This window comes from Liquorilactobacillus mali (assembly GCF_001437155.1).
Classification (GTDB): domain Bacteria; phylum Bacillota; class Bacilli; order Lactobacillales; family Lactobacillaceae; genus Liquorilactobacillus; species Liquorilactobacillus mali_A.
Map to the genome: position 1 here is coordinate 64,593 of NZ_JQAR01000008.1, position 12,191 is coordinate 76,783.

Consider the following 12,191-nt stretch of genomic DNA (forward strand, 5'->3'; position numbering starts at 1 on the left):
ATGTTCCTTGCATGGAAAGAAATGCGTTACGAAAAACTGAGGTATACGTTAATCATAGCAATGATTGTTTTAATAAGTTATTTAATATTTATTCTAACTAGTTTGGCCCAAGGATTAGCTAGACAGAATACGGATGCAATTAAATCATGGGATATTCAAAATGTTATTCTAAATGATAATGCTAATACAAGCATGACACAATCGATAATTACAAAATCACAATTAAACAAGGTACAGATTGGTAAGAAAACAGCAATAGTAACGCAAGTTCCAGTTGTAGTTCGCGGTGATGGGAATAGTAAGGTTAGTGCACAGTTCGTAGGAGTAAATAGTAAACAGTTTATTATGAAAAATTTGAAAGTCACAGAGGGTAAAAAACCAATAAAAGCCAATGAGGTCTTGGCAGATAGTTCGCTTAAGCAAGCAGGTTATCAGATAGGCGATGAGATTAAGTTGAATTCGGGTCAAACCAATTATTTAATTAGCGGTTTTGTAAATAATGAGAAACTAAATATTGCCCCTGTCATCTACGGCGCTAATAGTGTGGCCAAGGTATTAAAAAATGCGGGACCTACTTTTGCAGCAAGTGCAATTGTCTCACAAGGTAGTAAAATTATTCTCAGCAAGGATAGTGGTTTAAAGAATTACTCAGTAGGAGAGTTCATTAAAAAACTTCCAGGGTATTCTGCGCAACTGACTACTTTTATTTTTATGATAGGCTTCTTAATGATAATCTCATTGGTAGTAGTTGCTGTGTTCCTATATATATTGACAATGCAAAAATTAGAAAATTATGCAGTGCTACGGGCGCAAGGGGTTCCTGTAGGTGTCTTGGTACGTGCTACAATTTCGCAGTCGTTATTAATTGTTATCAGCGGGTTGATAGTTGGAACTGCACTAACAGGATTAACAGCGAGCTTCATACCTTCGGAAGTTCCAATGTATTTCAGTATTCCGCTATTAAGTATTGTGGCCATAGGTTTAGTTGTGGTCGCGTTGTTAGGTGTAATAATCCCAATAAGGGTAGTGACACGTGTTGATCCAGTGACAGTGATTGGAGGGTAGGCAATGGAGACGGTTAGTTTAAGAGAAATTAATAAATATTTTGGTGAAAAGAAGAATCGAATTCATGTCCTAACTAATGTTAATTTCAAGGCACAAAAAGGCGAGCTATGTCTGGTGCTAGGTCCTTCAGGATCTGGGAAAAGTACTTTTTTAACAATTGCAGGTGGAATACAGACTCCCTCTTCAGGGGAAGTACTTATCGATAATGTGAAATTAAATAGTTTGAGAGAGAAACAAAAAGAACAACTTAGATTGGAGAAAATTGGTTTTGTTTTACAAAATTATAGCTTGGTTCCATATCTTAGAGTTGAAGAACAATTTGAATTAGCAAAGCGTGTAAAAAAAGAAGGAAACTTGAATAAAGCTGATTTTACTGCAGTAATTAAACAACTAGGAATTGCAGATTTATTAACTCAGTATCCGCGCGAATTATCGGGAGGTCAGAGACAGCGTGTAGCAATTGCACGGGCACTTTATTCAAATCCAGATATAATCTTTGCTGATGAACCAACTGCAGCCCTGGATTCACAAAGGGTCGTCGAAGTGGGGAAATTATTTAAAGATTTAGCACATAACCATAATAAGTCCGTTATCATAGTGACACATGATTTGCGTTTAAAGGAATACGCTGATCGAATTTATGAGATTATGGATGGTAATTTAAAACAAGTCTAGATAAGATAAACCTGTTTTTAGACAAAATGTAATTTGAATATGCACAAAAAAGACGCTGACACAATTATTCGTGTCAGCGTCTTTTCTTTAATAGTCTATTTAAAAACTACATTGTAATCCTGTTTTATTTGACGACTAGTTTTAGTACCAGCCGCTAGTTTGCCAATGTTTAACCGCATTTTGCCATGAACCATAACGACTGATAACATAATTGTTGGCAACACGTTCTTGGTTAGCAGCAGAGTAATCACCGTTCAAATAAGAAGCAGAAAGTTGGTACTTACCATAATATTGACCATTTTTTGCTGTATATGAACCACCTGATTCACGAGCGGCAATCCAAGCACGAGCAGCTGATTCGCTTGATGATGTTGATGTACTTGTCGATGTTGTAGATGTTGCTGTATTTGAGCTAGCAGCAGCCGTAGTAGTGCTTGAAGAACTTACGGCAGGTGTAGCTGCACTTGAAGTACTACTTGTGCTTGCAGCTGGTGCACTACTTGTTGTACTTGAAGTACTTGCAGCTGGCGTACTTGTTGTGCTGGTAGAAGTTGATGCTGAGCTTGTAGTACTTGTTGTAGTACTTGTAGTGTTTGTTGTAGTACTTGAAGTACTTGCAGTTCCACCAATTTCTAATTTTTGACCAACAACAATCACGTTTGCATCTTGTAAACTATTTTGTTGCTTAATAGCATCGATTGTAGTGTTGTATTCATTGGCTAATTCAGAAACAGTATCCCCAGCCTTAACTGTAACAGTATCAGCATTTGCTGCGACTGTACCAGCTGTCAACATACCTGTAACTGTTGCAGCTGACAATAAAATTTTCTTAATATCCATAGTTATATATTCACTCCTGTTTTTTGTCTCGTAGCATTTGCTACCCTTCATGCGATTTCCAAATCAAATCGCGTCAACAGTGATTAGTATATCCATTAAACATGACAGGAAAATAGCAGTTCTGTTACTATAAGGAGCTTTTTTGTAATATTTTATTGCTTTTGTAATATATCGTAATATAAAAAAGCGATATTTCAGAATAAAAATGCGAAATATTGCTAAAGTGAAGGTGTTTATGAGACCTTTCATTAAATGTGACAAAAATGGATAAAAAATTGCCAGAAATTTTAATATTTGCAGAAAAAAAAATAGAAAAAAATGCTTTTTTTATTTGATAAACCCATTTTTAGGGGTATTAAGAAGATAAATTACAAATATTTCGGCTTTTTGCAACATTTTTAGAAAAATCTACGAATTTTGAAAAAAATAACTAGAATTATTATCATAATTATTGTCGCAAATGTAATATTGACCCATGCAATAGAACCTTTAGCGAATGGTAGGACTACATTCATACCATAAAAACCTGTGATAATAGTCGGAATTGTTAGCACAAGGGACCAAACAGTCAAAAAACGCATAACATCATTTAAATTATTATTGAGTAAGTTATTTGACGTTGCAGATATACGTTCAGTAACTTCTAATGCAATCTCGACAGTTTGTTCTGCCTGATGGACTTCAATTGAAATATTATGCAAGAGTTTCTTTTCTGTTGGAGATAGTTCTTGTGAAGATTGATTTTCGGTTATACTTTCAAGAACTAGTAGATTTGTTTTGATACCACTAGCGATATAAACAAGACTGCGTTCAACATTTGATAATTGAATCAGATTTTGATTGCTTATTTTGTGTTTAAGGTTACTTAAATAACGATCACGTGTGTGGTTTAGACTGTCAATGGCATCTTGAAAGCAGATCGTAACTTGATATAAGATGGTTAGAATCAAGGTTCTTATTGTTGCATCCAAATGAGTCACTTTTGCAATCATTTTTGCAGTATCTAGATCTAAGGATTTAGAACGAAAGGTAAAAACAGTATTTTTCTTAACCAAAAATGTAATTGGCTCCAGAACAAAACTATTAGTAGCAGCAATTTTTTTAACAGGTAAGTTATAAATCAATATTTCAATGTTTTCTTGCTGATCGTAGCGGGCTCTTTCATGTTTATCTGTTGCGTATGCAATGTGTCTGGGATTGAGCTCATGGTTTTCAATGAGGTTATTTTTGTCTGCATCGGTAATGTCACAAACGTCGAACCAAGTGAATGAATTTCTTTTTTCTTCTATTATATGCTTTGTAATCATGGCAGTTACCTCTTAATTAGTTATTATGAAAAATTTTAGCATACTTTTTTAATGGGTGCTTGATTTGTGCAAATTTTAATGGAACGCTGTCAGAAAATAAGAAGTACGATATAATTAAGTTAATAATAATGGAGGTGCTTTGATTGGGTAAGATATTCTTGGTAAATGCAGGAAGTTCTTCAGTTAAATGGAAGTTATTTGAAGCAAGTGATGAGAGTGTTATCGCAAAGGGGCTAGTAGAACGAATAAACATGTTAGGATCCCTATTCGAAGTTAAATACAGTGGGAAAAAGTATGAGATTAAGATTGATAATCTATCTTATGAAAAGGCCGCCGAGTTAATTTTTGAAAAGCTGCAAGAACTTAAAATCATTACTGATTTAAGGGAGATAGAGGCTGTTGGACATCGTGTTGTTGCAGGTGGTGAACTGTTCAGGAAAGCTGTTGAATTGACAGAAGATAATTTAAACAAGTTATCTAAGATGAATGATTTTGCACCTTTACATAATCCAATGGAAGTTAAATATGTGAATATCATGAAGCAGACATTGCCTGAAGTTCCACAGTATGCTGTTTTTGATAGTCAATTCTTCACGGATTTACCTGAAAAAAATGCGATTTTCAGCATACCATACGAATATACAAAGAAATTTGGAATTAGAAGATATGGAGAACATGGAATCAGTCATGAATATATATCTCATCGGGCAGCAGATTTGCTAAATAAACCATTGGAATCTTTGAAGATGATAACACTTCATTTAGGAAGCGGAGCATCAGTCGCTGCTGAAAAAGATGGTAAAGCATTTGATACATCAATGGGATTTACACCCTTGACAGGCTTAACAATGGGAACACGTGCTGGAGATGTTGATCCATCGATTATTCCATATCTGATGAAAAAATTATCACTAAGTTTGGACGAAGTCCTGTTGATGCTGAATAAGGAATCCGGACTACTTGGTGTTTCTGGGATATCTTCGGATATGCGAGACTTGCTGGCGAATGCGGATCAAGAACAGGTAAAACTTGCAATCGATATTTTTATTAATCGCATCGTTAAGTATGTTGGAAGTTATTACGCTGAATTGGGTGGACTGGATGTGCTGGTATTTGCTGGTGGAATTGGAGAAAATAATCGAGAATTACGCAATCTTATTGTTGAGAAGCTGCAAGTGTTGGGCCTGAAGATTTCTCAGGATGCCAATGAAGCAAATGAAGAAGGGGTAATATCAGCGAAAGATTCCTCCGCAAAAATAATGATAATCCCAACAAATGAGGAATTATCAATGGTTAGACAGATTTTAGCATTACGCAATAAATAGTACTAACTTAGTAGGCATCATCGAAACTAATGAGTTTGTTGTATAATTATTTCTAGAAGACAAATATAGATTGAAAAAATTTGAAATCTGATGGATTATTTTGACTTATGCAGATTTTTTACATGCAAAAAGAATGAAAGGACTAGGACAAAGGATGACTTTTGACCAGTCCTTTTATTTACGCTTTGCAAATGAGTAAATATCAAAGACAGATATGGTATACTTTTAAGATGAACAGATGTTCGCAAAAAAGGTGGGGATAGGATGCGTTTCTTACATACAGCAGACTGGCATATCGGGAGAAAATTATACGGATATGATTTAGCGAAGGAACAAGAACACGATTTTGCGCAAATTACAAAAATTGCGTTAGAAAGAAAAGTTGATGCAATTGTAATTGCTGGTGATTTATATGATCGAGCTTTACCAAATGAAGATTCTGTAAATCGTTTGAATAAAATGATTGTAGAGCTGAATTTAAAATTAAAGAAACCAATCTTGGCTATCAGTGGTAATCATGATTCAGCAGCTAGACTGAATACAGGAAGAGAATGGTTTAAAGCAACGCAATACTTCTTGAATACGAGTATCGAAGAAGCAATGACACCTGTCGAGTTTTCAGATACACAGTTCTTTTTATTACCATATTTTCAAATATTTCAGGCTAGGAATTTTTTTGCAGACGAATCATTGACTGATTTGACTGTTGCCATAAGGAAGATAATTGAAAAAATGAAAGAAAACTTTGCTGTAAATAAAAAACATGTGTTGGTCGCACATTTTTTTGCAGCTGGTAGTACCAAAACTGATTCTGAAACGAAAATTGAGGTAGGAGGATTGAACGCTGTACCATTAGACCTGCTTACAGACTTTGATTATGTAGCCTTGGGTCATCTTCATGATGTTAATGCGTTGCATGATGAACGAATTAAATATAGTGGGTCTCTTGCTAAGTTTTCAGTGTCAGAAGCAAAGTCTGCCAAGGGTGTATGGATTGTTGATACTGAACCTTTCCATTCTGATTTTGTTGCTATAAAACCTCTTAATGATATTGTATTGCTGCAGGACAGGTATGAAAAACTGATTTCTCCAAGTGTATATAACGAAGTAAACAATGAAGACTTCGTAGCAATTACACTGACAGATAGGGCAGTTATTCCAAATGTCATGAATAATTTGCGCGAGTTCTATCCCAAAATAATAAGTTTAAGTCGTGAAAAACAAATAGTAGATCTTCCAAAGAATGAAGACATTGTACTTGAATTAGATCCAATGAGACTACTAGAGAATTTTTTTGAGGATATGACAGGCGAAAAAATAACGGAGCAGCAAAAAAAATGGGCGTCTAATAGTCTTGAGCGTGTGATTGGTGGTGAAGCAGAATGAAGCCGCTGAAAATAAAGATGACTAATTTTGGGCCATATGCAAAGCAAGAAATTGATTTTACACGTTTTACTGAACAACCGCTTTTTCTAATCAGCGGTAAAACCGGTAGTGGAAAAACGACGATTTTTGACGCCATGTGTTTTGCACTTTTTGGAAGCACATCAGGCGATGATCGTGAAGCAGAAGCAATGCGCTCAGGTTTTGCCAAAGAATCTGAGGTGACAGAAGTTGAATTTATTTTTGAACATCAAGATAAAATTTATCGTATTAAACGTCAACCTAAACAAGTTATCATCAAAAAGAGGGGTTCTGGAACAAAAGTTCAAAATATGACGGTATTGTTGAGCTATCAAGATAATGGTAAAGAAGTTGAACTAAATAAAGTTGGACTAGTCAATAAATTTATTCAGGAATTAATTCATCTGACATTAGAACAATTTACCCAGATAATCATGTTACCGCAGGGAAAATTTCGGAATTTTTTAGATTCAGATAGTAATGAAAAAGAAAAATTATTACGTGAGCTCTTTTCTACAAGTTTATTTAAGAAATGGGCAGATGATATTCAAAATCAAGCAAAAAAGACACATGATCAGACTCAGGAAAAGCAAAATGAGATTGATGCATTAAAGAGTCAAATCAATGAGATAGATAGTAAGCTGGATGTGGCCAGTTGGTTAGAGGTTGCAAGTGAAAGAAATAAAGAGAACAAGCAAGTTAGAGAGGCTGCCAAGTTAAAGTTAACCAAGATGGAAGAACAGGTTGCAGATGCGCAAGATAATTTACTGAAAAACAAACTGTTACTGCAGGACTTTGAAACATTAGAGTCTACTAAAAAAAGTTTACTTGAATTTAGGGATGAAGACTGGCTTAAAGAAGAGGAAGAAAGATTAAGTGAGTTGAAGTGGTTTCAGAAAAATGAACAATTGGTTTTAAGGCTTGAAGAACAACGGGCATCCTATGATAAAACAAGGGATAAAATTGAAAAGGCTGCAGAACAGAAAATAGCTGTCGAAGAGAAACTTAAGGTAAATCAAGAAGAAAATAGGAATTTAGAAGCAAAGGAAGATGAAATTAATTCTTTAACTGATGATGTAAGACGATTAAAAGATAAGAAGATTTATGTTGAAAAAGCAGTACAATTGGAAAATGAACGGATAACTGCTGATAGTGAGTTCAAAATGCTCAAAGATGAGATAACCAAGCTAGAGAAAAAATTGGCTCGAGACGAGAAGAGTATTGAAAAGCAGCAGAAAATTATTAAATTGAACAAAGATATACCAGAACAAGAATTGAAATTGCAAGAAGTAAAGAGCAACCTAACCAAAGCAGACGAATTGATAGAAAGAATGGAAAAAAATAAGTCCAAGGTTGGCAGATTAAGAGCAACTTTAACAAAACAGAGGGTTGATTTAGCAGATACAAAAGAACAGCTTAAAATTGCTAAAGAAAAGCATGAAAAATTAGATGCTGCACTAGCAAAAAACCAGATAATTATGTTAAGTAAGAAGTTAAAACCAGGTGAACCTTGCCCTCTATGCGGTTCGATAGAACATCCACAAGCACTGATAGCAGATGAACTGTTAGTTGAGGTGACAGAAAGCGATGTTGAAGATTCAGCAAAAATGCAACAGAAATTAATGCAAAACAGTGGCGAAATAGCAGGCAAGATTGATACCAACGAAGAAAGAATTGCAGAACTAAAGGTCGTCTCAGACCAAGACTTGCAAAAATTGAATGATATTCCGAATATAAAAGAAGTTAATTTTGCGGAGATGCAGATAAAGGTCTCTGAATTAAAAAAAGATTTAAATATTGGGCTTCGGGAGCTAGAAGAGCAAAAACAGAATATTAAAGATGCTTCAATAAGTCTTGAAGATATGCTGCATGAAAAAGCAAAGTTTGAAGAGAAAATGGAATCGCTAAAAGAACAAGAACGTAGTTTTAAACTCGACATTGCTAAGAAAGAGGCAAAATTAGCAGCTGTTCAGGCAGAAATACCAAATGGCATTACTTCATTACAACAATTGGAACTACTTATATCAGAGAAACAACAAGTAATTACAGACTTTGAGACAGAAAAGAAAAAAGTTGTCGATCAGGCGGTCAAGATTGATACTAGTTTAACGATGCTTACTGAGAGACTTGAGGGTCTTAAAGATACAAATGGTTCTTTAGAAGAGAGTTTGCGACAAAATAGAAAAAAACTCGATGAAATTATGTTTGAGCATGACGAGAATTTAACCATTGCTAAGATGAGGGCAGGAATTAATGAGATAAAAGAGATTGCAGTGGTTGAAACAAAAATTAGGAACTATCAGAATAAAATTGTTGAATTGAAGACAAAAATTACTGACCTTAAAATGAGAACGAATGGTAAAAATGTTCAAAATATTACAGAATTAGATGCAAAACTGGTGCAATTAAAACAGGCCAAAGAATTTGCTTTCGCGGAATATGAAAAGAATTCACAGAAATACTCTGAACTATTCAAAGTTACGCAAGCTGTTAAAAAAAGATGGACCGAATATCAGGTAAAACTAAAACTTGATGCTCAATGGAACCAATTATTGGAAGTAATTGGTGGAAAGGGAAAAGTCAAATTAGGCTTAGAGCGATATGTCTTACGTAGATATCTGAGACAGGTGCTGCAAGTAGCCAATGTTAAATTAATGAATCTGACGAATGAGCGATATTATTTTGAACTTGACAAGAATAACGGAACTTATGCTACAGATACGGGACTTGAGTTGGATATTTTTGATGCCGATCTGGGTAAACTTAGAAGTGTCAAGACTCTTTCTGGCGGTGAGAGTTTTATTGCGGCATTGTGTCTAGCACTTGCCATGGCAGAAGTTGTCCAAAGTATAAATGGAGGAACTCAAATTGACGCTTTATTTATTGATGAAGGTTTTGGTGCGCTGGATGACGATTCGTTGCAAGTTGCATTAGAAGCGCTCCAAACTTTGGAAGGAAAGAATCGTTTGATTGGAATAATTAGTCATGTGAGTGCATTACGCGAACAATTGCCAGCACAGTTAAGAATAGAATCTAAAAATGGACGCAGTGTGGCGCACTATATTTTTGATTTTGAAGAGTTGCCAACTCTTAGATAGACTTTTTTTTGTCTAAGGTATAATATCGTTGTTGAGAATTATTATCATTTATAACTATTGAGGAGTGAATGTGATGGCAACGCAGGAACAAAATACTTTGCTAGTAGCTGCGAATAAACTAAAAAGCAACAAAATCAAAAATACGCCACAAAGACAGGTAATACTGTCGTATTTAATGACGTCACATGCTCATCCATCGATTGAGATGATTTTCAAGTATGTCAGGAAAAATGGTTTTAGTGTCAGTTTAGCTACTGTGTATAATACGCTGCAGCTATTTGTAGATCATAATTTAATTATTGAAATTGCGGCTGATAGTGGTGGACATATGCGATATGATTATTTCGAGGTACCACACTATCATGTAATTTGTGTTAATTGTAATAAGATAGTTGATGTTTTTGATGATTCATACAAGAAAAATGAGAAAATTGCTATAGCCAAGACTGGTTATCAGGTTTTGAATAGTCAGTACGAAGTTTACGGAGTTTGTCCCGAATGCCAAGCGAAACTTAAGAACAAAGCAGTTAAAATTTAATTGACACGTAGATATGTCTAAGTTATACTTTATCTGTTAAAAAGCAATGAAATAGATAGTAGGAAGGTAATCACTATTCAAGAGACTTGATGGTGCTGCAAATCAAGATAAATTATTCTTCCGAATTACACTATTGAGCTGAGCTTAGATTAGGTTCACCTCTTTATCGGTGTAAGAGCTGGTCATGACTATGACAAATTGGGTGGTAACGCGGAATTTATTTCGTCCCTAATACTATTTATAATAGTATTAGGGATTTTTTATTTTAGGAGGGGAAAAATGAATATTATTGATGAATTGACATGGCGCGGTGCGATTAACCAAATGTCAGATGAAGAAGGACTAAGAAAAAAAGTTGAAGAAAAGTCAATTGGCGTATACTGTGGTGTTGATCCAACTGGGGATAGCTTACACATTGGACATCTTATCCCATTTATGATGCTCAAGCGGTTCCAGATGGCTGGACATCGTGCACATATTATAATTGGCGGTGGTACGGGGTCAATAGGTGATCCCTCTGGTCGAAGTTCTGAGAGAGTTCTGCAGACTATGGAACAGGTTCATCACAATGAAGAAGCACTGACATCTCAAATGAAACACCTTTTTGGCAAAGATAATATAACTATTGTGAATAATTATGATTGGCTGTCAAAAATAGATCTGCTGAGTTTTTTACGTGATTATGGGAAGTTATTTAGTATAAATACAATGTTGAACAAAGAAGTTGTTTCGAGTCGACTAGAGAGTGGGATTTCTTTTACGGAATTCACATACCAAATTCTGCAGTCAATTGATTTTCATCATTTACTGAAAGAAAAGGATGTTGAGTTGCAAATTGGCGGTGCAGATCAATGGGGAAATATCACAGCAGGAATTGACATGATTCATAAGATTGAAGGGTCTGATACAGAGGCATTTGCATTAACAATTCCCTTGATGTTGAAGGCTGATGGAACTAAGTTTGGGAAAACCGCAGGTGGAGCAGTTTGGTTGGATCCTGAGAAAACAACACCTTATGAATTTTATCAGTTTTGGTTGAATCAGGATGATCGTGATGTAGTGAAATATTTGAAATACTTTACTTTTTTGACAAAAGAGGAAATTGATGAATTGGCTAAGAAGGTCGCTGCTGAACCTGAGAAGCGTGAGGCTCAAAGACGATTAGCTGAAGAAGTGACAGCTTTTGTACATGGTAAAGATGCGGTAATCCAAGCGGAGCATATTTCTAAGGCATTGTTTTCTGGGGATGTTAAGATGCTGACTGCAACTGAAATAAAGCAAGGGTTTAAAAAGATGCCAACGGTTGAGATTACGAATGAGTCAATGAATATTATTGATTGGCTTGTTTCAACCCAAATTGAGAAATCAAAACGCCAAGCTCGTGAAGACGTTACGAATGGGGCTATATATATAAATGGTGATAGAATCAAGGAACTAGATTATATAATTAATCCTGCTGAATCATTCGAAGGAAAATTTGTAATTGCTCGTCGGGGTAAAAAGAAATATTTTCTTGCTAAAGTAAAATAGAAAAAGCTTTGTTCTGAATTTAATGTTTTTTTCAGAATAAAGCTTTTTTTTCGTAGCATTTATACTAAAATCCGAATTATTTTTATTTATACAATAAAATAGTTAGGATATTCAATGGTGAACATTATTGAAATTTTTTTGCTGATATTTATTTTTAAATTTTTTCTTGACGACTTAATTGTGAGAGCGTATAGTAGTCAATGTTGTTGCAACAGATTGGTTCTTTTTTTGAAAAATAGAAACAAATACTTGTTGACAACAAATACTTTATTGTCTATAATTGAGTAGACAAACAAATAATATGTGATAATTCATTTATTGAATTTTTATACATTTTGTTTGTAAGGTAGATCTTTGAAAACTGAACAAAGTTTCGACAAATCAAATGTGTAGGGTCTCTTGTTTAGTA

Annotated in this window: 9 protein-coding genes and 1 other annotated feature; of the genes, 7 read left to right on the top strand and 2 right to left on the bottom strand. The window is 34.8% G+C overall.

Translation table 11 applies throughout. From position 1 onward, the window contains the following. Both IV36_RS05415 and IV36_RS05420 read left to right on the top strand, forming a co-directional pair. The gene (locus IV36_RS05415) at positions 1-1,065 is read left to right on the top strand and encodes an ABC transporter permease (protein WP_056991161.1); all 1,065 of its coding nucleotides are present in this window, start codon (positions 1-3) and stop codon (positions 1,063-1,065) included. Positions 1,066-1,068: 3 nt separating this feature from the next. Then, positions 1,069-1,740, top strand: coding sequence for an ABC transporter ATP-binding protein (locus tag IV36_RS05420; RefSeq protein WP_056991162.1), 672 nt, complete (start codon positions 1,069-1,071; stop codon positions 1,738-1,740). Positions 1,741-1,881: 141 nt separating this feature from the next. On the opposite strand, the gene apf is transcribed toward IV36_RS05420, so the two are convergent. Both apf and IV36_RS05430 read right to left on the bottom strand, forming a co-directional pair. Beyond that, the gene (gene apf / locus IV36_RS05425) at positions 1,882-2,580 is read right to left on the bottom strand and encodes an aggregation-promoting factor (RefSeq protein WP_056991163.1); all 699 of its coding nucleotides are present in this window, start codon (positions 2,578-2,580) and stop codon (positions 1,882-1,884) included. A gap of 398 nt (positions 2,581-2,978) precedes the next feature. Continuing rightward, positions 2,979-3,887: a magnesium transporter CorA family protein gene (locus IV36_RS05430; RefSeq protein WP_056991164.1), complete on the bottom strand. Its 909-nt coding sequence runs from the start codon at positions 3,885-3,887 to the stop codon at positions 2,979-2,981. Positions 3,888-4,030: 143 nt separating this feature from the next. On the opposite strand from IV36_RS05430, the gene IV36_RS05435 reads away from it, so the two are divergent. From IV36_RS05435 to tyrS, 5 genes are all read left to right on the top strand, one after another. Then, complete coding sequence (locus IV36_RS05435) at positions 4,031-5,212, top strand: acetate/propionate family kinase (RefSeq protein ID WP_056991165.1); 1,182 nt, start codon at positions 4,031-4,033, stop codon at positions 5,210-5,212. 264 nt (positions 5,213-5,476) lie between these two features. Then, positions 5,477-6,598 carry an exonuclease SbcCD subunit D gene (locus IV36_RS05440; protein WP_056991166.1) on the top strand — a complete coding sequence of 374 codons (1,122 nt, stop codon included), beginning with the start codon at positions 5,477-5,479 and terminating at the stop codon, positions 6,596-6,598. Next, the gene (locus tag IV36_RS05445) at positions 6,595-9,714 is read left to right on the top strand and encodes an AAA family ATPase (protein ID WP_056991167.1); all 3,120 of its coding nucleotides are present in this window, start codon (positions 6,595-6,597) and stop codon (positions 9,712-9,714) included. The genes IV36_RS05440 and IV36_RS05445 overlap by 4 nt, the downstream gene beginning before the upstream one ends. 73 nt (positions 9,715-9,787) lie before the next feature. Then, complete coding sequence (locus IV36_RS05450; protein ID WP_056991168.1) at positions 9,788-10,252, top strand: Fur family transcriptional regulator; 465 nt, start codon at positions 9,788-9,790, stop codon at positions 10,250-10,252. Positions 10,253-10,289: 37 nt separating this feature from the next. Then, positions 10,290-10,485, top strand: a binding site (T-box leader). A 46-nt stretch (positions 10,486-10,531) separates the two neighbouring features. Then, positions 10,532-11,782, top strand: coding sequence for a tyrosine--tRNA ligase (tyrS, locus tag IV36_RS05455; protein WP_056991169.1), 1,251 nt, complete (start codon positions 10,532-10,534; stop codon positions 11,780-11,782). Positions 11,783-12,191 lie beyond the last annotated feature (409 nt).